The sequence below is a fragment of the Peribacillus sp. N1 genome (assembly GCF_054600815.1).
The window spans coordinates 407,745-434,685 of record NZ_BAAHZO010000005.1 but is presented as its reverse complement, the minus strand read 5'-3'; the positions used below and the strand labels follow the sequence as shown (position 1 = coordinate 434,685).

The window sequence follows — 26,941 nt, the reverse complement described above, 5'->3', positions numbered from 1 at the left end:
GAAAGGAAACATTCTATGAAAACAATGCAAAGAACTTTCAAAGCAGCAATTATTGTAATGACTGCACTAACTTTCATATTCTCTCCTTATTCACTAATTCATAATCACAATGCTTCTGCTCATGGCGGTGAAGTGGAATTAATTAAGCTAGAAACAGCTTTAGAAGGTACTGGTGCAACTGTTAAATCTGATTTTTGGAGTTTTTTCACAAAAAAAATCACCATCGAAAAAGATGATACGGTCATAAAAATAATACCTGATTCTGATAAAGCGTATATTAATGGAAAAGCGATTACACTCGAATCAAACGTAATAGAAAAAGATGAGAAAATCTACGTAACGGATCATTTTGTGAATGAAGTTCTCCCTGAAATCAAGCAAACAGCTAAAATAAAGGAAGCTTATCATCCTTTAGATCCTTTAACTCCTAAAGAAATTAAAGCAGTCGTTAATGTAATCAAAAAGGCAGGGAAATATAAAGATACTCTTCGTTTTACAGAAATTACACTGAAGCTTCCCGAAAAAAAGAAAGTGTGGGAGTGGGAGTACGATAAAGAGAAAAAAGACAACGCATTTACAAGAAAAGCAGAGTTCATTGCATTGAATGGCAAACAAGTTATTGAGGGTGAAGTGAATATATCATCAAAAAAACTAGTTTCATGGAATGAAATGGACGGCGTTCAGGGCATGGTAATTATGGATGATTTTGCTACTGTTCAAGGAGCCATTGAAGCAAGTGAAGACTATGCAAAAGCGCTAAAAAAGCGGGGGATAGATGACCCTAAAAAGGTCGTTGCGACCCCTTTGACAGTAGGTTATTTCGATGGTGAAGATAAATTGGAGCATGATAAGCGTCTATTGAAAATAGTATCTTATTTGGATACAGGTGATGGGAATTTTTGGGCGCATCCAATTGAAAATTTGGTCGCAGTTGTAGATCTTGAAAAGAAAGCGGTTATTAAAGTAGAAGATGATGGTGTCATTCCAATCCCGATGCAATTAAACGCATATGATGGTAGAGATTATGAGAAGAAATCCGATGTAAAACCGCTTAATATTACCGAGCCAGAAGGCAAGAACTATGAAATAAAAGGAAATACGATTAGCTGGCAAAACTGGGATTTCCATTTGCGATTGGATACTCGGGTAGGACCTGTGTTATCAACCGTTACTTATGATGACCATGGGAAAAAAAGAAAAATCATGTATGAAGGATCACTGGGTGGGATGATAGTTCCTTACGGAGATCCTGACGTTGGCTGGTACTTCAAGTCCTATTTGGATGCTGGTGAATATGGAATGGGCACATTAACTGCACCGCTGGAACTTGGAGCGGACGTACCAGAAAACGCCGTGCTGCTAGATGCAACAATTGCAGATAACTCGGGCAATCCTTACGTTATTAAAAATGCCATTGCAGTATTTGAACAATATGCGGGGCCAGAATATAAACATGCCGACCTTGCGACATTTAAAGAAGAAAATCAAAGCCGTGAACGCCGTGAATTAGTGGTTCGCTGGGTTAGTACAATAGGAAACTATGATTATATCTTTGATTGGAAGTTATCACAAAATGGAATAATTAATATTGATGTAGGAGCATCCGGTATTGAAGCAGTTAAAGGTGTTAAATCAAAAACAATGCATGACAAAACTGCAAAAGAGGATACAAAATATGGTACTTTGCTTGATAATAATATTGTCGGAACCACTCACCAGCACATTTACAATTTCAGGCTTGACCTAGATGTTGATGGCGAAAGTAATTCCCTAATGGAAATTAATCCAAAGGTAGAAGAAAATCAAGAGGGCGGTCCACGCAAAAGTGTTATGGTAACAGAAGAAAAAACAGTAAAGACGGAGCAAGAGTCGATTCAAAAATTTGATTCTTCCACTATTCGACTGTTCAGTAATCTTAATAAGGAGAATAAGGTAGGAAATCCTGTTTCCTATCAAATCATCCCTTTTGCAGGAGGCACTCACCCGATTGCCAAAGGAGCCTTATTTAGTGATGATGACTGGCTTTTTAAGCGAGTTAACTTTATGGACAAGCAGTTGTGGGTCACTAATTATGACCCGGATGAGCGTTATCCGGAAGGTAAATATCCGAACCGCAGCAAAACAGATACAGGATTAGGACAATATTCGGCAGACAACGGTTCCATTGACAATACAGATAATGTGGTATGGATGACCACAGGTGCAACTCATGTAGCACGAGCTGAAGAATGGCCAATGATGCCAACAGAATGGGTACACGCCATGTTAAAACCGTGGAATTTCTTTGATCGTACTCCAACATTAGACTTACCAAAAGAAAATTCAAAGTGATTAAATAAAGTCCTTGTATAAGTTAGTGCAAGGGCTTTTTTTTTGGTCCGAAGCGAGATTGGATTCATACATTAATTGTTTGGAGTAGCATCGTAATTCATAGATGAAAAGGATATTGATGTTCTATGTTTATAACTTGCACCAGAGCCCATTTCGCGTCGATAAGCTAAGCTCCCAGGCTTTCCAAGTTAATTCCGGATTCTTACAGCTTTGTTCGGAGTTTTTTCATTTGTACCAAGCCACATAATTAATATAGTGATTATCCTATTTCCGTCTTGAACCGTTTTAAGGAGATTCAAGGAAATTAGGCGCTTTAATCAGTGGCAATACCCACTCCCCTGACATAATTTGTTGGAGGGATTACTTGACGTGGTGTTAAATTCCCTGACCATTTCTTTCAGGTTTCCTGTTCTAAGCACTATCTTATAAATAAAAAACGGAGGTTATATAAAATGTATGAATTTCAAAATCAATTGCAAAATCTGAATGTCGATGATTTCCAGGTAACTCAGCCAGTTCCTTGGGATCAAAACCAGTACAATCTGGATGATTCGTCCCGGCAATTCATTGGTGTGGGCGGCTGCTTTGGCTGTTTTGGCTGTTTCTTATGCTTCGGTTGCTTTGGTTGCGGCGGTCGCTGTGGTCGGTGTGGTCGCTGTGGTGGATGCGGACGCTGCGGCGGTTGCGGCGGACGTTGCGGACGTTGCGGGGGTTAAGTATCCAGGTTTTCTAAAGGAAGTCCCTGCATGTGCAGGGACTTTTCTTTATAGCATGAGACATAAGGGACAAATTGTCGTACATAGGATTAAAGTGAAGTGCTGTGCTAATAGCAGTACTTAGAATGCATCGGGTTAGGAGGAGCGGAATGGTGAATTTGACCCCTTCTATGCGTTTGAAAGTGAAAAGGGACACGTTTTTTCTTCCGGAACCGAACAGAGGTGTGTATTTCAGGAATAACATAAGTTCGTTCCGTATGGAGGGCAGCTCGATCGTACAGTGGATTGAAAAGCTATTACCGATGTTCAACGGGAACCATACATTAAGCGAGTTGACGGATGGATTGCCTGGCCCATACCGGAACCGGGTAATGGAAATTGCCGAGGTTCTGTACGGGAATGGGTTTGTTCGGGATGTAAGTCAGGACAGTCCCCATCAATTAAGGAATCAAGTACTTGAAAGGTATGCTTCGCAAATCGAGTTCCTGGAAAGTTACGGCGATTCCGGGGCTCACCGTTTTGAAATTTATCGAAAGAAAAAGGCGTTGGCTATAGGTTCTGGCCCATTGTTCCTTTCATTGGTGTCCTCACTGATTGAATCGGGATTGCCTGCATTCCATATCTTCATTACGGACACGGTACAGACCAATAGAAAAAGATTGAATGAAATCGTGGCACATGCGCGTAAGACGGACGACGAGGTTGCGATAGAGGAGGTCGTGCTTGAAAAGGGAACAGAGATTGAATGGCAGGAGATCGTGCGGCCCTTTGACTCGATATTATATGTGTCACAGGAGGGTGAAATAGAGGAATTAAGAGAACTTCATTCGGTTTGCAGGCAAGGGGAAAAGAGCCTGTTTCCTGCAAGGATCATCAATCAAGTAGGCATGGCTGGTCCGCTTGTCCATCCAGATTCAAAGGGGTGTTGGGAGTCAGCGTGGCACCGTTTACATCAAGCTGAGCTGGAGAAGAATCAGGCATCATCTTCTTTTTCCGCTACAGCCGGAGCGATGTTAGCCAATATAATGGTATTTGAATGGTTTAAAGACGCTACAGGAGTTACGACAGCAGAACAAGCCAATCAATTTTATCTGTTGGATATGGATACATTGGAAGGAAAATGGCACCCGTTCATTCCCCACCCGGGGGTGACGGGAAAAGGGACTGCAACATGGATTGAAGATTTTGAACGGCGGCTTGAACAGAATTCGGAACCGGTTGAGCCGGGGAAGGTATTTATGTATTTCAGCCGGTTGACATCCTCGGAATCCGGAATTTTTCATCGTTGGGATGAGGGGGATTTAAAACAGCTGCCGCTGGCTCAATGCCGCGTTCAGGTTGTTGATCCGCTGTCGTCCGGTCCGGCCGAACTCCTGCCCGAAATCATCCGTTCAGATCTGACGCATGAGGAAGTTAGAAGGGAAACCGGTCTTGCAGGAGTTGAAGCATATGCATCCCGAACACTCAGCCAGCTCGTTGCGACTCTTCCTCCGCTTCAGGGAGCAGACGAAATAAAGGAATCGATCGGTTTCGGAGCAGGGGAAACATTTGCTGAATGTGTTTGCCGTGGACTGCAAAGCAGTTTGGATACAGAGTTTTTAAATAAGCGGTTCAATCAGGAGAAACTTGTGACGGTGCAATTGGCTCAAGTGGAAGATGAGCGCTGCAGGTATTATTTACAAGCGCTGACCCGGCTGCAGGGAGATCCAATCATAGCCTTGGGTGAGGAAGTGTCCGGTTTCCCGGTAGTTTGGGCAGGAACGAACGATGGCTGGTCCGGGGCTGTCGGTTTGAATGTAACGATCGCATTACGGAACGCGTTGCAAAGGGCTGTCATGAAAGTCCAAAACCAGACCGTTTGCCTCACAGCTCCCGGTTTAGTGGCATCGCCTGTTCTTGAGGAAGAAAAGGTGAATCTTGTGATTCCTTCATGCGGGGTGAAAGGGAATTCCGAACTAGTACAGTCCGCCATTCAAGTCTTGAAGAAGAACAGTAAGCGAATCTGTGTTTTCGAATTAAATCTGGAACCTCTCTTGAAGGAAGAAATGGCAGGAGTGGTCGGGGTGTTTTTGCGAGAGGAGGAATCAGGGTGAAAACTGACGTATTGGTTGTCGGGGAAGGAGTGTTGGCTGACCATGTTCATGGGGACCTGTCCGGCCAATATCAGGTGAATCGCCAAACCGATTTCGAGGCAGGAATCCCGCAAACCACGGCGATGGTCCTTCTGCTGCAAGATGCTTGGAATCCCGCTGTCCATGTAAAGGCGGAAGAGGTGATAGGGCAAGCGGGCATTCCATGGCTGCGGGGGTTCGTATCATTTGGAGAGGGAGTGGTAGGGCCGTTGGTGCGCCCGGGTGTTCCTGGCTGTTCACAGTGTGCGGACCAAAGGCATCTCATGGCCGGGCGTGATCGAAAAGAAATGTGGGGAATCCGCAAGCAGCTTGAGGAAAATGGGGGGATGGAGCGTGATCCGGTGGCATCCCGCACTGGCCTTTTACAAATGGCCCACATGATTTGTGCAGAGGTGAGGAAGGTGATGAAAGGAGAACGCGCCCGTTCGGAGGGGCATGTATCTTTAATCAGCCTGAAAACGCTGAATGGTTCTTGGCACTCCTTTTTACCAGATCCATTGTGTCCGGTTTGCTCAACATTACCTGATGACTCGAAGGAGCGTGCAAGGATTTCGTTGAAGCCAAGTCCGAAAATCAGTCCCGACAGTTACCGAACCCGTTCAATGGATGAGCTGAATGAAGTGCTGGCCAAGGATTACTTGGACCACCGCATGGGATTCCTGAATAATAAAATGATAGACCTTGTGCCGCCATTTGCCGATGTAAGTGTTAATTTACCTTTGTTCATAGGCGATGAGGGAGCGGCAGGCCGGACCCTCTCATATGCGGTCAGTGAGATGACGGCCATTTTGGAGGGACTGGAAAGGTATTGCGGAATGGAGCCCCGCGGCAAACGGACAGTCATACATGACAGTTACAACAACTTGAAAGATTCTGCGCTCGATCCCATCAGAATAGGGGTGCACTCGAAGGAAAATTATGCACAGCATGATTTCCCGTTTCAACCGTTTAATCCTGACCGCCCGATAGATTGGGTGTGGGGCCACTCATTCTTGCAAGAGCGGCCGATCTTGGTTCCGGAATTGCTTTCTTATTACAGTTTGGGCTGCGGTCATGGATTTGTCTATGAAACTTCCAATGGCTGTGCTTTAGGGGGAAGTTTGGAGGAGGCCATTTTCTACGGCATCATGGAAGTGGTGGAACGTGATTCGTTCCTGCTGACCTGGTATGCGCAGCTGCCCCTCACACGCCTTGACCCTTATTCTGCAAATGACAAAGAACTGGAACTGATGATTGACAGGGCAAGGGCGGCAGCGGGATATGATATCCATTTGTTTAATGCGACGATGGAACACGGTATACCGAGCGTATGGGCGTTGGCGAAAAACAGGAAACAAAAAGGATTGAATATCATCTGTGCGGCAGGGGCCCATCTCGACCCGGTCCGGGCTGTGAAAAGCGCGGTCTTCGAGTTGGCTGGCATGATGCTGACACTTGACGATAAATTGGAAGAGAACCAGGATGAGGTTGAGAAAATGCTGCATGATTCCTCGCTGGTACGGAAAATGGATGATCATGGCATGCTCTACGGTTTACCGCAAGCCGAAGAGCGACTGCAGTTTCTGCTGGATGATGACCGCCCGATGCGAACTTTCGCTGAAGAATACGGGGAAAAGGTGAACCGTCCGGACTTGACGGAAGATTTGCAGGAAATCCTTCAGGAGTTTCGCCGATTGCAACTCGAGGTGATTGTGGTGGATCAGACGACACCGGAAATTGCACGGAATGGACTACATTGCGTGAAAGTGCTGATCCCGGGGATGCTGCCGATGACATTCGGCCATCATCTTACCCGCATAACGGGCCTTGAGAGAATACTGAGGGTTCCGATGGAACTTGGATATGCTGAACGGCCGCTTGATTTCGAACAGCTCAATCCGCATCCGCATCCTTTTCCATAAGCGGTGACGTAGGAGGTTGGAGGATGAGTCTAGAGGCATTTTTGTACAATTTACATTTTGATATCGAAAAGGCAAGTCCGCCAAATTGGGAAGTGGATTGGGATGATGCACCGCTAACGTATAAGCTTTACCGTGACTTGCCTGTTTTTCCACTATCATTGGAGGTGCCGCTGACGCTCGAGGGGGAGAGCGGGCCTTCAAAGCAGGACCTCGAAGAAATCGGTCATTTCCTCTGGTATGCCTATGGCCTGACCCAAGTCAGTCAGGTACCGAGATCCTCGGAATCTGAGGATCTCATGCAGTCATTCCGGCGTTTCCCGCCATCAGGGGGAGCTTTGTATCCAAGTGAATTGTACGTATACCTGAAGATTGAGGGAATACCTGCTGGAGCATACCATTATGATGCGGCGCACCACCGGCTGGTTTTGCTGCGGGAAGGGAATTTCGATTCATATGTAACAAAGGCTCTTGGTGGAACCATTGATATGTCCGCTTGCTTTGGCACAGTTTTCGTATCGACGATGTTTTGGAAAAACTTCTACAAATATAATAACTTTTCATACCGTCTGCAAGGTCTTGATGCAGGCGTGCTTATTGGACAGTTGCTCGAAGTGGCGAAACGGTTTGGAATCGCTGCCGGGGTGTGCTTCCAATTCCTTGATCGGGCCATCAATCATCTGCTCGGGCTTTCGGAGGAGGAAGAGAGCACGTATGCGGCGATTCCCTTATCGGCAGAGCCTTCTTGGAGATTTAGGGAAGAAAGGAGTAAGGGCGGACCTGTCACCTCGACGGAATTATTGCTGGAATTGAAGGGAATTCAGCCTGAACACTATGTTCGGTCGCAAAGGATCAGGGAATTTCCGATGCTGACTAAAATGAATGATGCATCCATGATCGAATCCACCCAATCATTTCGGCGGATCCATCCAAAGAATGGGGCGGGATCAGAAGGGAAAATTGTAGCCCTTCCTATCGTGAAGCGGTTGTCCTATGACTTGGCAACAGTTTGCCGGAAGCGATTTTCACCTGAAATGGACTTTGTACTCGGGAAAGTCAGTCAATCGCAACTGGCCGCTCTCCTGCAGGAGGCAACCGCTTCGTTCTCCTACCGAAATGACTTGGATGGAACAAACGGGAACAACGAAAATCGCGTTTCCCTCTATGCTTGTTTATATAATGTGGAAGACATACAAGATGGTGCCTACCATTATGACAGCACGACACATTCATTACGGCAGATACAACCAGGAGATCATCGGCTCCTATTGCAATACGGAATGTCCCTCGATATCATGAATTTTCAGCAAGTGCCAATCTGCATACATGTAGTTGGTGAGCGGGACCATTCCAAAACGCAACTTGGATATAGAGGATACCGCATCCAGCAAATGGAGGCGGGGATGCTCGTTCAGAAATTACTGCTGGCGTCGTCAGCCCTCGGAATGAATGGGCACCCGCTGCTCGGCTTTGATGTGAATATGTGTGATGAACTTTATAAGATAGACGGTCCGCAAAGGAAAACGAGCCTGATTCAAATCCCTATCGGACACTATCTGAATCGCCCTTGGCTGAAGGGGAGTCTGCATAGTTGAAGAAGATGAAGCGAAAGCCTCCATTTCATTTTGAGAAATGGAGGCTTTCGTTTTTATATTGTTGGATGGCAGGGTGCAATAATCTCTGCTGAAGATTATACTGAATAAAAAGGTTTTACCACTTTTGGGAATGAATAAGTAGAGAAAGATATTAATGCAGGACGCTTTTAACTAAACATTTTAAAGGATGTAGCTTATGGAATGGAAAACGGACAGAAAATCCAAGAAACCTTTATATAAACAAATAGCAGCTTACATCGAGAGTGGCATTGCTGATGGAACATTTTTATTGGATAAGCCGTTACCGTCTGAACGCTTCCTGGCAGGTGAATTGGGAGTTAACAGAAGCACAGTTGTTGCGGCTTATGATGAATTGGAAGCAAATGGTCTGGTAGAACGAAAAAAAGGAAGCGGAACGATGATCAGCAAGGATATCTGGGGAATTACCCGAAAACGTATCCCTAGTTGGAATAGATATATCGAAGCGGGTTCTTTTTTGCCCAATATGCCAGTAACCCAAAAAATACGTAAAGAGACGGAAGGGCATAACCTTATTAACTTAGCTAGTGGGGAGCTTTCAGAAGACTTATTTCCAGTCCAATCCTTACGTGAAATCATTTCCAATAGGTCCTTCATTGGTAGCTTAGGTTATGATCACCCTCAAGGCAATGCGGTTTTAAGGGAAACGATAGCCAATCATGTTAAACAGTATAGGAGAATTGACACGGATCCATCTTCTATACTCATTACTTCTGGTGCACAGCAAGCCCTGCATCTGGTGGTCCAATGCTTGTTAAAGCCAGGGGATGCCGTTGTATTGGAAGATCCATCATATAGTTACAACCTTCCCATCTTTCAATCCGCGGGGCTAAGAACTTTTCCTTTGCCGGTTGATAAAGATGGCATCAACCCAGAGGACTTACTGGAACTCCATAAAAAACATCGGATCAGGATGATTTTTTTGAACCCTATATTTCAAAATCCTACAGGAACTGTCCTTCATATCAACCGCCGTAAAAGGATTCTTGAGCTTTCATCCGAATATGGAATACCGGTCATAGAAGACGATCCATATAGTTTAACGTCCTTTGCCGGGGAAGAAATTTCCACTCTTAAATCGATGGACAACAACGGAAATGTTTTATATATAAGCTCTTTGTCAAAAATTGTTGCTTCCGGTTTAAGAATTGGGTGGATTATAGGACCGAAACCAGTCATAGATAGACTATCTGATGCTAAGCAGCAGGTTGACTTCGGTCATGGCTCATACACTCAATGGATAGCAAACGATTTTTTGGATTCAGAGTATTTTCCTGCCCATATTGCCGGCTTAAGGGGGCATCTGGAAAATAGAAGGGATGCAATGGTTTCGAGTCTTCAACAATTCCTGCCAAAAAAAGTTGAATATTATTCGCCAAATGGCGGAATTCATTTGTGGTGTAAGCTGAAAGTGCCATTGAACGAAATAAAGTTACTGGAGGAATCCATCAAAAGGGGAGTCATATATGTTCCAGGTTCAACGCTAGGTACAGATGAGGGATACGTACGCTTTACTTTTGCAAGGGAAAATGAGGCTTCCATTCACGAAGGCATCAAAAGGTTTGCAGAGGCGGTAAAAAGTTTATAATCATATGCTTTGATATATATAGAAATAGAATGAATCCAGACTGTAGACAAACTTGATGAAAACTCAGTTTGCCTGCAGTTTTTTTTATTAAAAAGTGTTGATTTCAGAAATCCGCTCCCTTTCCGCCGACTGTCTGCCAAGCCTCCTCGACTGAAGCGTCTGTGGGGTCTCGGCTAGCCAGTAATTCGGCAGGAGTGTCGCAAATTTCTTTAATCTAATGAGGGTTCCATCCATATAAAAAGTAAAAAAACATGAAGGATAATCAGGTCTTTTTTAAAATAATGGTTCAGGATGAGACCATTTCGAACCATTATTTTAAAACAAAGTTGATTGGAACGGAAGGTACGAGACTCCTGCGGGAAAAGCGCGTCGAAGGGAGACCCCGCAGGCGAGCGCCGAGGAGGCTCCCGGACCGCCCGCGGAAAGCGAGTGCCTGGAGTGGAAATCAACATCTCAAATTGTAACTATACCCGAGGAGTTGAAGGTCTTTTTTGTGGATACAAGTCAGGCCTGAGTTCCTGCATTACGCGGTTCTTAGCGATTTCTTCAGTGGCGCTTTGGGGCTTTAGTATGGATATTAGAGAGTATTCAAAAAGTGGATGGTGAAAATTTCCCTTGATTGGATGGTCCTAAAAATGGTTGTTCTTTTATTATAGAGGGGAAGGGTTTTACTAATATATTTACTCAGTAAACACGAAGAGCGATCTACCTGTAATTTTGCGATCTCTTTATGTAGTTACACTGCGATCTACGATGGGAATCGGAATGATTTTAAATGGATCAAGGTAATGGATAATAATATTTGGAGGCGTTGAATCATGACGATAAGTGTAATATTAGTAGTAGCCATTAGTTTAGTTGCTCTGGTTGGCACCCTTTCATTAACGGGGAAGAGTGATAGTAATTATTCTGCAGCAACGAGAGGGAATTTGTTGAACCTTAGTTATATTTATATTGGTCTTGCGCTAGTATTAACTGTGGGTATCATCTACTTCGTAATAAAATCAGCCTAAGAAAGCGTGAATGATTATTATAATAGTATATCAAAATGCATAGAAATATTGCCTTGATTCGTAAGACATACTTTATTTGCTTGTGAAAAAATGTGAATTTGTTCACAAATGTTACGGAAATATGAACAAAAAGAATCTGATAGATACCTAAAAAAAAATGAAACGTTAATAGAACGGTCACTTCAAAGAAAAACTGACCGCCTCTTAAAATAATAATGTAGCGGAGATGATCAAATATGACATTGCCTGTATTGATTTTGACAATTATCTTAAGTTTGCTTAAATTATTAGTTACCTGTCTTCCAACCGATGCAGTGAATTGGATTATGAGTAAATTTAAAATACATTCAGAAATTAGTGACGCGAATTCAATCATAACCTTTGATGGAAAACGTTTGGAAGGTGAAGACAAAATTCAAGTAATTAATTATTTTAACGAAGCTAAGTTTTTGAAAAAAAATCATATATTCCCCGGGAACGAGCAATTGTTTTTACATCCAGAGAACAGTGGGACTCCAATAGTCATTGATACTAAAAGAGGGAAAAACGATGTTAGATTATTTGTGTACAGTTACAACGACCATGTGGATGTAGTCAAACAGTACAAGAAGAAAGTAGTTGCGTATAGTCTGCTTTCCGAGAGCCTCCAAGAAAGTACCATTCCGGTAATAAGGAATTTAGCTTAATAGGAACATAAAAAATTAAAGTGAATTGCACTCCAATTGTCAGTAACATCTAACCAATTGGAGATGCAGTTTTTTTATATGATGAATAACGAAAATGGCTTTCAGATGCCGAAAGTCAGTCGTTCTCGGTTAATACCTTTAAAGTCTTTTCCCTGATGCTTATCCTGTTTTTATAATCTTTAGCAACCAGCTCTGTATATATTAAATCAAAAAGTAATAGTAGCGGAAGCAATGGAGAGATGTTTTGTCCCATATGCATGCTGTTTTTGCTCGTGACCAATAGCGATAGATCGCCAAGCAGTGAGAGCTCGGAATTCTTATCTCCAGTAAAGACCAAGATACGCGAGCCTTGCTTCTTTGCGATTTTAACTGCTGAAATCACTTCTTTAGTCGTTCCGGAAATGGAAATGCCGATGACAACACTTTTCTCGTTACTTAAAGCTGCGTCCATCATTGACTGGTGGGGATCTGTAATAGCCTCAACAGATAAGCCAATCCGGAAAAACTTGGATTTGAACTCCTGGGCCGCTAAACCCGAACTCCCTATTCCATATACATGTATCTTATTTGCCTGTGTAAGGAAAGATACCGCTTTCTGGATATCGTCATATGTGGTTATATGAAAGGTATTATCTATGATGCCTAAGTGATCTTGATACAGTTTAGCGAAATAATCCACTTGCTTGATGTCCTTCATATTTTTCGGTGTTTTTCGGAGATCCACGAACCTTTTTAACTCATGCCTGAACTCATTAAACCCAGAAAAGGCTAATTTTTGGCAGAAACGCGTAATCGTTGCAGGTGAAATATGAAGCTTTTTAGCTATTTGACTAATGGTTAACTGACTTACTTCTTCAGGGCGCTGCAGAATATAATTGGCCAATTCTTCCTCTGTTTTGGTGAACTTGTCCATGCTGCACTCTATGCCATATATGAGGTTTTCTGCTAAATATTCCATTGAATCACCCATTTCAAAATTTCTTATATGTATTCATAGTTTAATGTATCCAGTACGGACGTCAATAACCGGAGGAACGTTTGCAGCAATTTGAATCGAAAAAAAGACCCAAACTGCTGTCAGTCTGGGTCTTTTCATTACTATGTGCCATTTTCTATTCTTGGATAGCGTCCACGAATCTTTTAGTGATTTGCTGCGGTCTGGTAATGGCACCGCCCACCACTACTGCATGGACATTCATATCCAATACAGAGCGGGCGATTTCCGGTGTTATGACATTTCCTTCAGCGATCACTTTCGCTTTTTTCACTGCTTTTACTATCTCCTTGAGCAAAGCGTAGTCATCCTGATATATTTTCTGGCCGAACGTTTCGTTCGTATAGCCGTATAAAGTGGGCGCCACAATATCGAATCCTAAAGCGTCAGCGTATATGGCTTCCTCGATGGTGGATACATCGGCCATTAGTAAAACATCCGGATATTTTGCTCTTATTTCACCATAAAACTGCTTTAGCGTTTTACCGTCCGGCCTTACCCGGGATGTAGCATCCGTCGCAATGATTTCCGCTTTGGTTTCCATCAATGCATCTATTTCGGCCATGGTGGGAGTGATATAGACATCGTTTTGTCCATAAACCTGTTTAATGATCCCTATGACTGGAAGGTCCACATTTTTCTTGATTTCGATTATGTCAGCTACAGAGTTTGCGCGAATGCACTTCGCACCGCCTTCTTTGGCAGCAATGGCCATGCGTCCCATAATAAAAGAGCTGTGCAGCGGCTCATTCTCCAATGCTTGACATGATACAATTAAGCCTTTGTGAATTTTATCCAGCACCTGTTGCATGTTTAACACGTCCTTATCGTTGTCTATATTCTCAATGACCCAAGTATTCTTCCACTTCATTTTTGATGATCGTCACTTGGGGACCGTAAACTATTTGAATGCCATTTCCTTTTTTTACGACACCTTTTGAACCGGTTTGTTTAATGATGTCTTCTTTCACCAATGATTCATCCTTTACGGTGACACGCAGACGGGTTGCACAGCAATCGACTATATCGATATTTTCCTGTCCGCCTAATCCGTTAACAATGGTCTGGGTTCTTTCTGATGCCGTTACTTGTGTAACAGCGGCCTGTTCATCATCTTCACGTCCGACCACTTTCAAATTCTTCTTCCTGATCAAGAATTTAAAAGTGAAGTAGTATAAGAAAAACCACGGAATGCCGACGAGAAGTACATAAATCCAGTTTGTTTTACTGATGCCCTGGAGTATCCCGAATAAAGTAAAATCAATGAATCCTCCAGAAAAGGTTTGACCGATCGTTATATTGAATATATCTGCCATCATGAAGGCAAGTCCGTCAAACAAGGCATGAAAAACATAAAGGATTGGTGCGACAAATAAGAAACTGAATTCAAGCGGCTCGGTGATGCCTGTTAAGAAAGAGGTCAATGCAGCTGAAAGAAGCAAACCGGCCACGACTTTCTTATTTTTAGGTTTAGCGCAATGATAAATGGCCAATGCCGCTCCAGGTAAACCAAACATCATCGTGATGAACCGTCCGGACATGAACCGGGAAACACCCTCATAATATTTGACGGTAGTTGGGTCGGCCAATTGCGCAAAGAAGATATTCTGGGTCCCGCTGACAATCTGCCCTTTAATCTCCATCGTTCCGCCTAATGCTGTTTGCCAGAAGGGAAGGTAGAAAATATGGTGCAACCCTAACGGTCCGAGCATCCGTAATATGAATCCGTAAAAGAAAGTCCCGATCGTACCTGTGCTCGTTACCAGCGCACCTAATTGGTTTATGAAAAGTTGGAAATAAGGCCATACGATAAAAAGCACGGCTCCAACCAAGATGGACGCGAAGGAAACGATAATGGGAATGAAACGTGAACCCCCGAAAAAACCTAACACTTGCGGAAGCTGAATTTTATTATATTTATTGTGCAAAAGTGCGGCAACGATACCTACTACGATACCGCCAAACACACCGGTCTCCAGTGTTTGGATCCCGACCGCCATTCCTTGTCCGGCACCTGCCAAATTCTCTTTGGCAAGTTCCCCGTTTATTTGAAGCAGTGCATTAATTGAACTGTTCATGACAAAATAGCCGATCATGGCTGCCAATGCAGCGGTACCTTTATCCGACCGTGCCAATCCTACTGCAACACCTACTGCAAAAATAACCGGCAAGTTGCCGAATACGATGCTCCCTGCAGAACTCATGATCGTGAAAATGGCCTGTAGCCAAGCAAAGTCTAAAAATGGATAGGCTTCAACTGTATTAGGATTGGAAAGAGCACCGCCAATTCCCAGCAATAAACCGGCCGCTGGCAAAACGGCAATCGGGAGCATAAAAGATTTACCGAACTGCTGTGCTTTCTCAAAAGCTTTCTTCATAATGATTCCTCCCTCATTTAACGAGCCATTGATACTCTTTATTTTTTATCGCTCTATACTAGCTATATTAAATCCACATGAGAGCGTTTTCAATGCGGTGCAAGGTTATATCAACTGTTTTCAATCTTGTGCTTATTTCTCTGAAAAAGTTTTCATTAATAGAGGGTGCTGGATTGGATAAAAAGTTATATGAATATATTGAAATCTTTATTGCTTATTTTTATAATTCGTGTATTGGTGAGTAAATGTGCAATTTAATTTAAAAAAAACATTTTTTTGTGCGAAATCCGAATATTATCTTGTGCAATCAAGAAAAAGTATATATAATTACCTCAAACGATAGTATGGCAGGTGATAGTCATCTTAGCGATAAACTCTAACGAAACGAAAAAATTGCTTTCTCTTATGTATAATGAGGTATCGAAGGAATTGTTCGGCTTTGGTACGACGCTGCTGAAGGTTACTGTTGAGCAGAATGTGATTACATTTCAAGCCAAACATCGACGTGCCCCGCGCTCTGAAGCTTTAGAAGGGGAAGTTCCCAGCCTGAAGCAGGAGGTTGACTTTCATATGTCCCTGCTTTATAAAAAGAAACTGAAACAAAAGCTGGAAACGCAAACGAATTGGGATATCGAAGCTGTCCTGAGGGATTATGACTCAGCGACACAGCTGGCATTCACCAATATTGTATTGAAGGAAAAAATTATATAATCATATAAATGGATTTCCCTTCGGATTTATCTGGAGGGAACGCCGCTAGAGAACCAAATGATAAGTTTTATCTTTGTTTACAAAGAAAAGACAATCTTGGGTAGAATTTCAATTCTATTTAAGATTGTCTTTTTTTACATTTATATCAGTAAAAAGGAAAGTTTAAACAATATAAAATTGGAGGTTTGGATGATGAAAAAAATATTGATGATGTTATCGCTTTTCACATTAGTTTTAGCTGCATGCTCTTCAAAGGACAATGGAAAGGAAAAACCAGCCAAATTAGTCGTTTCCACTTGGGGATTCGCCGATGATTTCTTCCGTCCTGAAGTCTATGAGCCATTTGAAAAGAAGCATAATGTAGAGATTGTTGTTGATTCAGGAAATAATGCAGATCGATTGAACAAAGTACGCCAAGCGAATAGCGATGTGGATGTTATTTATTTATCCGACTACTATGCACAGCAAGGCATCGATGAAGGGTTATTTGAGAAAGTTGACTACAGCAAAATTCCGAATATTGATAATATATACGACAAAGCAAAAGCACCGAATGGCGAGGAGTTTGGACCAGCCTATACCATTGCACAATTTGGCATTGCCTATAATCCCGATGAATTGAGTAAACCGATCACTTCTTGGAAAGATCTTTGGAGCAAGGATTTGGCAGGGAAGATCACGATTCCATCCATCACTTCAACAACTGGACCGATGTTTTTGGATGCCGCTTCAAAAGTTAGCGGAAGTAAAGAGTTCAATGAAGATAAAGCCTTCGATCAAATGAAAAAGATCATGCCGAATGCGGTTAAGGAATATGGGCAAACATCAGAGTTCGTCAACATGTTCTCGCAAGGGGAAATCGCTGCAGGCCCGATCATGGAAATGTATTTTGGCGATTTACAGGAAGCCGTTCCTAATGCTAAGTTCATTTCCCCTGAAGAAGGCGGCTACGCAGTGATGAATACAGTGAATATTGTTAAAGCCAGCGATCAAAAAGAATTGGCCGGCGAATTCATGAATTACATCTTAAGCAAGGAAGTTCAGGAAAAATCAGCGAAAGCGAAAGTGGATTCTCCTGTCAATACGGAAGTCAAGCTCTCTGAAACGGAAGCGAAAGGCTTAACCTATGGAGATGAAGTCATTAACAGCCTGCGTGTATTGGACATGAAGTTTGTTAATGAAAACTCGAAACAATGGATCGATCGTTGGAATCGTGAGCTTACACACTAAGAAAGAAATGAGGTGTGCTTGATGAAGAAAAAAATGATTCTTGATGTGGATACTGGAATAGATGATGCAATCGGGATCATTCTTGCTGTTAAAAGCCGTCAATTCGACATATTGGCGGTAACAACAGTGAACGGGAATGTATCACTTGATACAGCCACATTGAATACATGCAAAATATTGGATTTATTGAATGAACAAGACATTTCAGTCATAAAGGGGGCAGATAGCCCAATTATCAGGAGGCCCTTTTTTGAACACCGGATCCATGGCGAAGACGGGATTGGCGGAGCCTTGAAGGATATGCCAGTCAAAAATCAGCCTGATGATGGATTTGCTTCTGATTTCATCATCAATTCGATTTTGAATTTTCCAGGTGAAGTGACGCTTGTCATGACGGGACCTCTTACGAATTTAGCATTGGCGGTGAAAAAATGTCCGCAAATCACCAAGCTCGTTAAAGAAGTCATTTTCATGGGCGGAGTTGTCAAAGGGGTTGGCAATGTCACGCCAACCTCTGAATATAACACGTATGTCGATCCTGAAGCAGCCAAAATCGTATTACAGGCGGGATTCGCATCCATCACGCAAGTTGGTCTTGATGTTACGAGAAAGGTTCTGTTGGATGAAGAGCATATCCAATTGATTCAAAACCATGAACTTGCTGACTATATAAGGAAAAGCACATCAGATTATCGGAAAAGGTATTTTGAACGTAACGGTATATGGGCATGTGCGATGCATGATCCATTAGCTGTAGCCATTGCTTTGCAAGAAGATCTTGTCACCAGAGAAGAATATTATGTGGATGTTGAAACAAAAAGCGAGCTTTGTGACGGACAAATGGTTTGCGACTTTCAAAACAGGCTGATGAAGCAGCCTAATGCGCATGTTTGTCTGGACGTCGATGCGGAAGCGTTTTTCGACCTGTTCATTCGCATAATCAATTCATAAATAATACGAACAGGGGGTTCCGAGGTGAAGAAACGCTATCTATACCTGCTGCTGTTACCAGGCGTTCTATTTTTAACGATTTTCATGATCATTCCGATCCTAATGACGATTGGCACGACATTCTTTAATGAAAGCGGCGGTTTTTCCATACAAGGATATCTCGATTTTTTCCAAGACCGATACTTTATTGAAATTCTGCTGACGACACTTAGGGTGAGTCTGTTCACGACAATCATTTGCATTCTATTAGGATTTCCAGCAGCTTATTATATTTCAAAACTGAAACAACGAAAAAAAGCCATCATGCTTTTGCTGACGATCTTCCCGCTGTTAACAAGCCCTGTTGTCCGCTCATTCAGCTGGATGGTGATCATCGGTAAAAACGGTGTCGTGAATAAACTGCTTATGGGCATGGGCTTGATTGAAAAGCCGCTTGATATTTTGTACACGCCTACTGCCATCATCATCGGATTGGTCCATTTATTCCTGCCATTGATCATCGTGACGCTGGTGGGTGTGATGGAGAACATCGAGACTGACTTATTAAAAGCGGCGGAAAGCCTTGGAGCTTCAAGATTGGCTGTATTCTCAAAGGTAATCATTCCGCTTTCGGTTCCAGGCTTGGTCATTGGCAGCATCCTTGTTTTTGTAGGAAGCTTCACTGCTTATACAACGCCTGCTTTATTAGGCGGGAAACAGCGGGTCATTTCGACATTTCTTTATCAAAACGCAATTACATTGAACGAATGGCAAGTGGCATCGATTGTCGCTACGATAATGATTGCAGTGACAGTTCTTATCATATCGATCATGAATGGTTTGGCAAAAAAATTAAATCCAAAGGGGTAGAGGTGTATGCAGGAAAAAAATCGAGGATTGGCCCTGTTTACTCTCCTGGTGTTCATTTTTTTACTAGGGCCTTTGCTTATCATATCCGTTACGTCATTTGAAGGCGGAAATATTTTGAAGTTCCCGCCAGAAGAGTTTTCTTTAAGATGGTACGAAAATATTTTTAACGTGGAAATGTTTTTGGTCGCTTTTAAAACGTCCATCCTTGTTTCACTCGGAGGCAACCTTTTGGCACTGTTATTGGGAGTGCCGGCTGCCTATGCATTAAGCCGGTTTGATTTCAAAGGGAAAAGCGTGATTAATGCCTTTTTCGTTTCTCCTATATTAATACCGGGAATTGTTCTTGGCTTTGCATTTTTACGTTATATTGTTGGGACTTATCAGCTACCGATTTATGCGGCCCTGTTTGTGGGACATACTGTTATCATGCTTCCGTTCATCATCCGTGTGATTTCTTCAAGCTTATCAAACTTTGATTTTTCCATTGAAGAAGCGGCGGAAAGTCTCGGAGCCAGTAAATTGGGCACATTCTTTACAGTCGTCCTCCCTAACATAAAATCAGGAATTCTGGCAGCAGTCATGATCGCCTTCTTGGAATCCTTCAATAATGTCGACATTTCAGTTTATATGACAGGCCCTGGGGTAAGTACGTTTCCGATTCAGATGCTGACGTATGTGGAGAACTACTTCGACCCTACCATTTCGGCCATTTCCGTATTGCTCATGTTCATAACCGCTTTCTTCATGTTTATAGTAGAACGGCTCATGGGATTGTCTTATTTCACAAAACGATAAAGGAGGTAATGATGGATGGCTTTATTCACTTTACAAGATATATCTGTAGCATATAACAAACAGAATATATTAAAAGATTTCAATCTTGAAATTGAAAAAGGGAAACTGGTATCCCTTCTTGGCCCGAGCGGCTGTGGGAAAACGACGACCCTGCGTTTAATTGCCGGGTTTTTACAGGCGAACGAAGGGAAGTTTTTATTCAAGGAAAAGGACTATACGAAAGTGCCCGTCAACAAGCGGAATTTTGGCTTTGTGTTCCAAAACTATGCATTATTTCCGCATTTGTCGATATTCGATAATATTGCATTCGGTCTCCGTCTGAGAAAGAATTCCAAAAGTGAAATCGAAAAAAAAGTAATGAATGTGCTCGAAATCGTTAATTTAAAAGGATTTGAAAAGAGATATCCCCAAGAGCTTTCCGGAGGGCAAAAGCAACGGGTTGCGATTGCCAGGGCGCTGGTGATTGAGCCGGACATCCTATTATTTGATGAGCCATTGAGTAATCTTGATGCCAACTTAAGGGTGAATATGAGAGTCGAGATTCGCCGTATCCAGCAAGAGCTGGGGATTACAACGGTATATGTTTCCCATGACCAGGAAGAATGCTTTTCGATATCCGACCAGGTGGCGATAATGAATAAAGGGATCATCGAGCAGCTTAGTGATCCTGCGACCATTTACAAATATCCTGAAACCAAATTTGTCGCTGACTTCATCGGCTTCAAGAACTTCATTGACTTCGATAAGCGGAGGGATCATGAAGGTAAAATCGAACTGAACAAATCTGGATACTCATTTGTGCTGCAAAAGGATTCGCAGATGACCAATTCAACGGGAAAAATAGGCGCCATCAGGCCGGACGATCTGTTGATCAGGGAAAAAGATAACACTGGAGCTGTTCAGGAAAATAGTTTACCTGGCCAAGTTAAGGTAAGCACCTATCTGGGAAGAAGCTATCAATATGTTGTTGAAACTCCAATAGGGGATTTCACTGTGAACAAGGAAATGGCGGAATCCTATCGGACGGGTCAGGAAATCATCCTTGAAATTCCGAAAAACCAGATGGTGCTTGTTGACTAGCTTAGGAGGGTAAGTTATGCGAATGGATATGCTTGTAAGAGATATCAACGTGTTTAACAGCTATTTTAAAAGATTCATTAAAGGGAATGCAGCCATCAAGGATGGGAAATTCTATTATATTGGAGAACGTGAATTGGATGCCTTCGAGCCGGATAGAATCGTCGATGGACAGGGGAAGTATATGGTTCCAGGTCTAATCGATATCCATCTCCACATTGAAAGTACGATGGTGACGCCTGCGACTTTTTCCTACGGGTTAATCAAGAACGGTGTGACGACGATCGTGCCGGAACCGCATGAAATGGCCAATGTTTTTGGGATTTCCGGTGTGAAGGAAATGATCAAAGCAAGTCAAGATTGCGTAGCGGATATGTTTTATGCCATCCCGAGTTCCGTTCCAGCCACATCGATGGAAACAACAGGCGGTTCGATCGAAATAGATGATATAGACGAATTGATGCAAACGGAGGACATTATATGTCTCGGCGAGATCATGAATTACTATGAGGTCATAACCGACCCGGATTGCAAAACGAATAAGATCTTGTCCCATATCCGTTCCCGTTATCCAGATTTGATCATAGAGGGGCACGTTCCAAAGCTGCTCGACTTGGACTTGCAAAAGATTATTAATGCCGGAGTGAATTCAGATCATACACACCAGACCGTGGAAGGGATGGAAGCGAGAATCGCTGCCGGGATGTTCATTGAGATTCAAGAGAAATCAATGACTGAAGAAGTGATGAATTACTTGAAGGAAAATCAGGTGGATGAGCATTTCTGCTTTGTCACCGATGATGTCATGACCGACTCTTTCCAAAACAGGGGACATCTGAACGTCCTTTTAAAGAAAGCCGTTCAAATGGGGATGACTCCGGAAAAAGCCATTTATGCATGCACCTATACACCTGCACAGCGGATGCGGATGTATGATCGCGGCGCCATTGCACCTGGAAAAACGGCAGATTTCTTGCTGCTATCGGATTTGGAAACATTTGAAATTGAACAAGTATACAAAAATGGTGAGCTAGTTTATGAATCTTCACGGCCATATGTCCAAGAAGTGAAGGAAGAACAATTTCCTGAGCATTTCTATCAAAGTGTGAAGCTTGCGGAACTTACCGAAAACGATTTTAACATCACGATCCCGGATAGGCTTGAAAGCAGCAAGTGCCGGATCATAAACGTGCAGAACGGTTCTACTTTCACTTCTGAAACCCATGATCGTATCGAATGCAAGAATGGTCAATTAAGCTGGGAAGAAAGCCCTTATGGTTTAATCGCCACATTCGAACGATACGGGAAAAACGGTAATCGGGCACACGGGTTGATCACCGGCGATGTATTGAAGCGTGGAGCTGTCGCCACAACCTATTCGCATGATAACCATAATCTTCTGGTGATTGGCCATAATAAGCAGGATATGATGATTGCCGCTAACGAAGTAATAAGGAAGCAAGGCGGTGTCTGCTGCGTTGAAGATGGCAAGGTCCTATCGATGATTCCTCTGCCGGTAGGAGGGATTCTTTCAGAAGAGCCGATGGACATCGTATCAAAGCAGGTTCAGCACCTGACAGATGCACTTAAATCGTTAGGCTACGAACATTATAATGTCATTATGTCATTAAGCACCTTATCGCTTCCTGTCAGCCCGGCTCTGAAAATAACCGATCATGGATTGATCAACGTGAACGAAGGGAAAACAGTCCCTCTCATAATGAGTGATGAAGCTTAAACCGAAAAGGGGATTATCCAATGGATAATCCCCTTTTATTAATGACTTACCTGGCGTCAAATGTTAGCCGGACTTGTTTATTTTCATATAATTACCATTAAGGTAAAAATATGATAAAATAGAGGAACAACTGAGGATAGAGTGGTAGGTCACGCTTTGCTTTTCCATCTAATGATAGATTGGAAAGGAGGTGACCGCTTGATTCATTTCTTATTGAACTTGATTACAGATATGGGTAAAGAGATATTTGTTGCTGTAGCAACCAGTCTTATCCTGTCTATGTTCGCCAAGAAACGGAAAAAGAACCACTCATCCTCCCAAGATGGCAATGGTTCTTCTTCTGACGATTAATTAAGTTAGTTGTGACCAACCACTCTTGCTAGTTGTCAGCCTCATGTTAGCGCATGAGGCTGTTTTTAGTTTATGTCAATATAAGGATAACATACCCCGATTTTAAAGTAAATATTCAGACAATGAAAAGGGGAGAACCATGGGCTTGGCTGCATTTTTTTCTTGAATCTTTTAATAAAACTTTGGAAAATGGCAAAAAATGAATTGACTCTTTCTTACTGATATGGTATGTTAATTCCAATCTAAGAAAAGGTGTGGTGTTTTATGTCGGGAGTAGGTATCAACTAATTTAGTTGAATAAGGTATTTAATCACTGATTTGTCAGTGGATTAAGTATGCCTTTTTTCACAGTGCAATTCTGCATTGTGAATACCTACCTTAAGACTGCTTCCTTTTCCATAAATCGTGTAACATGCAGGTGTTACGGCGAAAAGCATGGTGGGATTTGTCCTATCATGCTTTTTTGTGTACGCAGGTCTATTCGAGCTGCCCTATTTGTTATCGATTTTAGGTACTTATCCATGGATAAGGCCGATGCCCGCAGGAGCTTTCTACTCAAATGGCTTGTTCATTTGTAAAGGTAGGGGGGACCATTGCGGGCATTTTTTGGATTCGGGAATTTTAATCACTCACTCATTCAAGGAGGATCATTAGATGAATACAATGACTTATGAAAAATTACAATATATCCAACTCAAGGAAATGGTCAAAAACCATTGCGTAAGCGGTTTAGGGAAAGCGTTATTGGATCAGCTTAAGCCGAGCAGCACCTTGAAGGTCGTTAAAAATCGATTGAACGAGACCACGGAGGCAAGGAACTTACTGAATGCGGAAAGCCATATTCCCTTAAAGGGCATATCACATATTGGCCTCCATATCGACAAACTGGAAAAAGGAATGATTTTGGAGCCGTCAGAGTTAGTGGCGATAGCAGACTTCTTAAGAGGCTGCAGGAATATCAAGAAATTCATGACCGATAAAGAGTTCTTTGCACCGACACTGCATTCCTACGCCCGCTCCATGACTGAATTCAGGAGCATTGAAGAAGAAATCCAATTCACCATAAAGGGAAATGCTGTCGTTTCCTTAGCAAGCAAGGACCTGAAACGGATTAGGAACCAAATCATCAAGACAGAAGGTAAAATAGAGGAACGGCTGAATAAGTTCTTGAAGAGCGGAGCCAATAAAGAGTTCATTCAGGAATTTTTCATCAGTAAAAAGGATGATCGCTACACCATCCCGATCAAAGCCTCCTATAAAAATCAAGTGGCCGGAACAATCGTGGAAGTATCGGCAAAAGGGGCTACCGTGTTCATTGAACCTGCCTCTGTTACGAAATTGAATGCAGAATTGGCAAGCTTAAAAGCGGAGGAATCGATGGAAGAGTATCAACTTTTGGCCACATTATCCGGAACGGTTTTCGAACAGCTGAAACCGATCAAGATAAACATCGAGTTAATCAGTCAATATGACATGATCTTCGCAAAAGCCAAGTTCAGTAAAAGCATGGATGCCATTGAACCGAAAATCAATGATCACGGGTATATTAAATTAACGGGCTGTAAACATCCACTATTGCCGCAAGACAGCGTACCTTTGGATTTTGAAATCGGTAAGGACTATCGCAGTTTGATAATTACAGGCCCTAATGCCGGGGGGAAAACTGTCGTCCTGAAAACGATCGGCATCCTTACATTGGCTGTCATGTCAGGACTGCATGTTGCCGGGAAAGAGGGGACGGAGCTTGCCGTCTTTGACCAGGTATTCGTCGATATCGGTGATAATCAAAGCATGGAAAATGCACTGAGCACGTTTTCATCGCATATGAAAAACATCTCGGAAATCATGGGGGCAATAACCAATAACTCCTTGCTGCTGTTCGATGAAATCGGGAGCGGAACAGAACCGAATGAAGGAGCCGCATTAGCGATTAGCATCCTTGAGGAATTTTATCAAAGGGGGTGCATAACCGTTGCGACGACCCATTATGGTGAAATCAAGCGCTATTCGGAAATACACGGTGATTTCATGAATGCGGCCATGCAATTCAACAGTGAAACACTTGAGCCAAAATACAAGCTGTTAATCGGTCAATCCGGGGAAAGCAATGCCCTTTGGATAGCCAAAAAAATGAATGTCCGTGAAAAGGTTCTGCAAAAGGCAAAGCTCTATATCGAAAATAAAGACTACGACTTGGAGCGTGTCCAGGAAAGTAAAATCAAAAAAGCGAAGCCAGCGGCCGTTTTCAAAGAATCATCTTATGAATATGAAGTCGGCGACAAAGTGAAGGTAAGCGAACTGAATGGGTACGCGATCGTTTATAAGAAAAAGGACTCCTTCAATAATGTCGTCGTACTTTTCGAAGATACCTTCAAGGAAGTTCATGCCAATAAGCTCGAGCTTGATATAAAGGCCGTCGATTTATATCCTGAAGGCTATGATCTCAATACTTTATTTGTCGGCTACAAAGAAAGGAAATTGAACCATGACTTAGAACGGGGATCGAAAAAGGCGCTAAAGAACGTAGCAGCGGATATCCGGAAGAAGCTTGGTGAATAAACAGGGTTGGATTTTGAACGGAAAAACCAAATCCTGATGATTTATGAAATTGTAATATAGCGGTTGTGATAACCGTGTTCCACCAAAAAAGTTAGACATTGGCAGGGTATGAGTTCTGTTTTAACAGGGCTCATACCCTTTAATTTTGTCATAATTTCTCGTGTGAAGAAAGAAGGATTAGGCTCTAGACGCAGATATAAAAGGTATTAAACAATCAAAATTTTAATAGTAATCAGGTTTAATAGCTATTAAATTTAAAAATATTCAAAAAACGAAGAAACAACAAAATCAATTAGAGATGAAAGATAAAATAAGAAAGGGATACATACATCATCTGAAAAAGGTTGTTAGTATCACCTGGATATTTAGCTTCTTACATCTTTTGAATGATCAAACATCTTTAAAATAAAAATTGAACTTAGAAAGAGTACTGGTATTCCTACAACAAAATAATAAATACCTTTGGGCATATACATATCAAAGAAATATAAAAATAATACTACCCAGAGAAATAGGACAATATATTTTTTTGATTTTTTCATTATTAATCAATCATCCTTTGAATTTAATAAAAATCTATCCAACCATAGCAAAGCCAATTGCTCCGTTAAGGTTAAACACCCAAATACCTAGAATGAAAATCACAGTTTACAAATTCTTGTTTCCAAAATAAACTATTTTTTTAGTTGGTGGGTTCCAAAAATGACCAGTACAATTTCAAAAATGATACGGCCCTCCTTGTTTAGCGGGATAGATGTCGTCGTACTTTTCGAAGATACCTTCAAGGAAGTTCATGCCAATAAGCTCGAGCTTGATATAAAGGCCGTCGATTTATATCCTGAAGGCTATGATCTCAATACTTTATTTGCCGGCTACAAGGAAAGGAAATTGAACCATGACTTAGAACGGGGATCGAAAAAGGCGCTAAAGAACGTAGCAGCGGATATCCGGAAGAAGCTTGGTGAATAAGAGTTGGATTTTAAACGGGAAAAACCAAATCCTGATGATTTATGAAATTGTAATATAGCGATTGTGATAACCGTGTTCCACCAAAAAAAGTTAGACATCGGCAGGGTATGAGTTCTGTTTTAACAGAGCTCATACTTTTTTGGTTATTTTCTTGTGTGGATATACCCGTTCAAAAAGGAATACATAATATGAGCGTACTGTTGTTTGAAAAATGTAGGTTTAGAATTATAACATGAAGAGATTTCGACAGTATGATCATCGTTAGGTGAGGTAAAAAAGTTTGCGGTTTTTTGCAGCTTGAGTTACAATCAATTACAGATATTAAAAGTCTGTAATAGTTT

The 26,941-nt window shown here is 42.2% G+C and carries 20 protein-coding genes; 17 read left to right on the top strand and 3 right to left on the bottom strand.

What is annotated here, in order from left to right; all coding sequences use genetic code 11:
* Positions 1 to 15: 15 nt before the first annotated feature.
* The 7 genes from ACYP5M_RS20600 to ACYP5M_RS20570 all read left to right on the top strand — a co-directional run bounded on the left by ACYP5M_RS20600 (position 16) and on the right by ACYP5M_RS20570 (position 11,998).
* Positions 16 to 2,331: a copper amine oxidase gene (locus ACYP5M_RS20600; RefSeq protein ID WP_452445381.1), complete on the top strand. Its 2,316-nt coding sequence runs from the start codon at positions 16 to 18 to the stop codon at positions 2,329 to 2,331.
* A 452-nt stretch (positions 2,332 to 2,783) separates the two neighbouring features.
* Positions 2,784 to 3,047, top strand: a complete 264-nt coding sequence (locus tag ACYP5M_RS20595) for a heterocycloanthracin/sonorensin family bacteriocin (protein ID WP_076372345.1) — start codon at positions 2,784 to 2,786, stop codon at positions 3,045 to 3,047.
* Positions 3,048 to 3,196: 149 nt separating this feature from the next.
* Positions 3,197 to 5,140, top strand: coding sequence for a putative thiazole-containing bacteriocin maturation protein (locus ACYP5M_RS20590; RefSeq protein WP_459735465.1), 1,944 nt, complete (start codon positions 3,197 to 3,199; stop codon positions 5,138 to 5,140).
* Positions 5,137 to 7,080 carry a TOMM precursor leader peptide-binding protein gene (locus ACYP5M_RS20585; protein ID WP_434168659.1) on the top strand — a complete coding sequence of 648 codons (1,944 nt, stop codon included), beginning with the start codon at positions 5,137 to 5,139 and terminating at the stop codon, positions 7,078 to 7,080. The genes ACYP5M_RS20590 and ACYP5M_RS20585 overlap by 4 nt, the downstream gene beginning before the upstream one ends.
* Before the next feature lie 23 nt (positions 7,081 to 7,103).
* On the top strand, positions 7,104 to 8,672 hold the full coding sequence (locus ACYP5M_RS20580) for a SagB family peptide dehydrogenase (protein WP_459735464.1): 1,569 nt from the start codon (positions 7,104 to 7,106) through the stop codon (positions 8,670 to 8,672).
* Positions 8,673 to 8,868: 196 nt separating this feature from the next.
* On the top strand, positions 8,869 to 10,299 hold the full coding sequence (gene pdxR, locus ACYP5M_RS20575; protein ID WP_459735463.1) for a MocR-like pyridoxine biosynthesis transcription factor PdxR: 1,431 nt from the start codon (positions 8,869 to 8,871) through the stop codon (positions 10,297 to 10,299).
* A gap of 1,249 nt (positions 10,300 to 11,548) precedes the next feature.
* Entirely contained in the window at positions 11,549 to 11,998 is a 450-nt protein-coding gene (locus ACYP5M_RS20570) for a YfmQ family protein (protein ID WP_101224388.1), read from the top strand.
* 115 nt (positions 11,999 to 12,113) lie between these two features.
* Here the strand turns inward: ACYP5M_RS20570 and ACYP5M_RS20565 are convergent, their stop codons facing one another.
* From ACYP5M_RS20565 to ACYP5M_RS20555, 3 genes are all read right to left on the bottom strand, one after another.
* Complete coding sequence (locus tag ACYP5M_RS20565) at positions 12,114 to 12,956, bottom strand: MurR/RpiR family transcriptional regulator (RefSeq protein ID WP_434168662.1); 843 nt, start codon at positions 12,954 to 12,956, stop codon at positions 12,114 to 12,116.
* Between the two features lie 154 nt (positions 12,957 to 13,110).
* Positions 13,111 to 13,803: an N-acetylmannosamine-6-phosphate 2-epimerase gene (locus ACYP5M_RS20560; protein ID WP_230177422.1), complete on the bottom strand. Its 693-nt coding sequence runs from the start codon at positions 13,801 to 13,803 to the stop codon at positions 13,111 to 13,113.
* Positions 13,804 to 13,834: 31 nt separating this feature from the next.
* Positions 13,835 to 15,370: a maltose/glucose-specific PTS transporter subunit IIC gene (locus ACYP5M_RS20555; protein WP_434168663.1), complete on the bottom strand. Its 1,536-nt coding sequence runs from the start codon at positions 15,368 to 15,370 to the stop codon at positions 13,835 to 13,837.
* A 405-nt stretch (positions 15,371 to 15,775) separates the two neighbouring features.
* Between ACYP5M_RS20555 and ACYP5M_RS20550 the strand changes: the two genes are divergently transcribed.
* The 10 genes from ACYP5M_RS20550 to ACYP5M_RS20505 all read left to right on the top strand — a co-directional run bounded on the left by ACYP5M_RS20550 (position 15,776) and on the right by ACYP5M_RS20505 (position 26,600).
* On the top strand, positions 15,776 to 16,081 hold the full coding sequence (locus ACYP5M_RS20550) for a DUF2294 domain-containing protein (protein WP_081113038.1): 306 nt from the start codon (positions 15,776 to 15,778) through the stop codon (positions 16,079 to 16,081).
* 192 nt (positions 16,082 to 16,273) lie between these two features.
* The gene (locus tag ACYP5M_RS20545; protein ID WP_402940754.1) at positions 16,274 to 17,311 is read left to right on the top strand and encodes an ABC transporter substrate-binding protein; all 1,038 of its coding nucleotides are present in this window, start codon (positions 16,274 to 16,276) and stop codon (positions 17,309 to 17,311) included.
* 21 nt (positions 17,312 to 17,332) lie between these two features.
* Complete coding sequence (locus ACYP5M_RS20540; protein WP_101224384.1) at positions 17,333 to 18,262, top strand: nucleoside hydrolase; 930 nt, start codon at positions 17,333 to 17,335, stop codon at positions 18,260 to 18,262.
* Between the two features lie 24 nt (positions 18,263 to 18,286).
* Positions 18,287 to 19,111: an ABC transporter permease gene (locus ACYP5M_RS20535; RefSeq protein WP_101224383.1), complete on the top strand. Its 825-nt coding sequence runs from the start codon at positions 18,287 to 18,289 to the stop codon at positions 19,109 to 19,111.
* Between the two features lie 6 nt (positions 19,112 to 19,117).
* Positions 19,118 to 19,906 (top strand): ABC transporter permease, encoded by a 789-nt coding sequence (locus ACYP5M_RS20530; protein WP_101224382.1) that lies wholly within the window; start codon positions 19,118 to 19,120, stop codon positions 19,904 to 19,906.
* 15 nt (positions 19,907 to 19,921) lie between these two features.
* Positions 19,922 to 20,986, top strand: coding sequence for an ABC transporter ATP-binding protein (locus ACYP5M_RS20525; protein ID WP_434168664.1), 1,065 nt, complete (start codon positions 19,922 to 19,924; stop codon positions 20,984 to 20,986).
* Positions 20,987 to 21,002: 16 nt separating this feature from the next.
* Positions 21,003 to 22,721: an adenine deaminase gene (locus tag ACYP5M_RS20520; protein ID WP_459735462.1), complete on the top strand. Its 1,719-nt coding sequence runs from the start codon at positions 21,003 to 21,005 to the stop codon at positions 22,719 to 22,721.
* Between the two features lie 198 nt (positions 22,722 to 22,919).
* Complete coding sequence (locus tag ACYP5M_RS20515; protein WP_153246156.1) at positions 22,920 to 23,072, top strand: hypothetical protein; 153 nt, start codon at positions 22,920 to 22,922, stop codon at positions 23,070 to 23,072.
* Positions 23,073 to 23,726: 654 nt separating this feature from the next.
* Positions 23,727 to 25,631, top strand: a complete 1,905-nt coding sequence (locus ACYP5M_RS20510; RefSeq protein WP_459735461.1) for an endonuclease MutS2 — start codon at positions 23,727 to 23,729, stop codon at positions 25,629 to 25,631.
* 702 nt (positions 25,632 to 26,333) lie between these two features.
* Positions 26,334 to 26,600, top strand: a complete 267-nt coding sequence (locus tag ACYP5M_RS20505) for a hypothetical protein (RefSeq protein ID WP_459735460.1) — start codon at positions 26,334 to 26,336, stop codon at positions 26,598 to 26,600.
* Positions 26,601 to 26,941 lie beyond the last annotated feature (341 nt).

What these genes read in the sequence shown, in the direction of transcription:
- ACYP5M_RS20600 (WP_452445381.1), top strand. Translation starts at nt 16, where the DNA reads ATGAAAACAATGCAAAGAACTTTCAAAGCAGCAATTATTGTAATGACT.
- ACYP5M_RS20595 (WP_076372345.1), top strand. Translation starts at nt 2,784, where the DNA reads ATGTATGAATTTCAAAATCAATTGCAAAATCTGAATGTCGATGATTTC.
- ACYP5M_RS20590 (WP_459735465.1), top strand. Translation starts at nt 3,197, where the DNA reads ATGGTGAATTTGACCCCTTCTATGCGTTTGAAAGTGAAAAGGGACACG.
- ACYP5M_RS20580 (WP_459735464.1), top strand. Translation starts at nt 7,104, where the DNA reads ATGAGTCTAGAGGCATTTTTGTACAATTTACATTTTGATATCGAAAAG.
- pdxR (WP_459735463.1), top strand. Translation starts at nt 8,869, where the DNA reads ATGGAATGGAAAACGGACAGAAAATCCAAGAAACCTTTATATAAACAA.
- ACYP5M_RS20570 (WP_101224388.1), top strand. Translation starts at nt 11,549, where the DNA reads ATGACATTGCCTGTATTGATTTTGACAATTATCTTAAGTTTGCTTAAA.
- ACYP5M_RS20565 (WP_434168662.1), bottom strand. Translation starts at nt 12,956, where the DNA reads ATGGAATATTTAGCAGAAAACCTCATATATGGCATAGAGTGCAGCATG.
- ACYP5M_RS20560 (WP_230177422.1), bottom strand. Translation starts at nt 13,803, where the DNA reads ATGCAACAGGTGCTGGATAAAATTCACAAAGGCTTAATTGTATCATGT.
- ACYP5M_RS20555 (WP_434168663.1), bottom strand. Translation starts at nt 15,370, where the DNA reads ATGAAGAAAGCTTTTGAGAAAGCACAGCAGTTCGGTAAATCTTTTATG.
- ACYP5M_RS20550 (WP_081113038.1), top strand. Translation starts at nt 15,776, where the DNA reads ATGTATAATGAGGTATCGAAGGAATTGTTCGGCTTTGGTACGACGCTG.
- ACYP5M_RS20545 (WP_402940754.1), top strand. Translation starts at nt 16,274, where the DNA reads ATGAAAAAAATATTGATGATGTTATCGCTTTTCACATTAGTTTTAGCT.
- ACYP5M_RS20540 (WP_101224384.1), top strand. Translation starts at nt 17,333, where the DNA reads ATGAAGAAAAAAATGATTCTTGATGTGGATACTGGAATAGATGATGCA.
- ACYP5M_RS20530 (WP_101224382.1), top strand. Translation starts at nt 19,118, where the DNA reads ATGCAGGAAAAAAATCGAGGATTGGCCCTGTTTACTCTCCTGGTGTTC.
- ACYP5M_RS20525 (WP_434168664.1), top strand. Translation starts at nt 19,922, where the DNA reads ATGGCTTTATTCACTTTACAAGATATATCTGTAGCATATAACAAACAG.
- ACYP5M_RS20520 (WP_459735462.1), top strand. Translation starts at nt 21,003, where the DNA reads ATGCGAATGGATATGCTTGTAAGAGATATCAACGTGTTTAACAGCTAT.
- ACYP5M_RS20510 (WP_459735461.1), top strand. Translation starts at nt 23,727, where the DNA reads ATGAATACAATGACTTATGAAAAATTACAATATATCCAACTCAAGGAA.
- ACYP5M_RS20505 (WP_459735460.1), top strand. Translation starts at nt 26,334, where the DNA reads ATGACCAGTACAATTTCAAAAATGATACGGCCCTCCTTGTTTAGCGGG.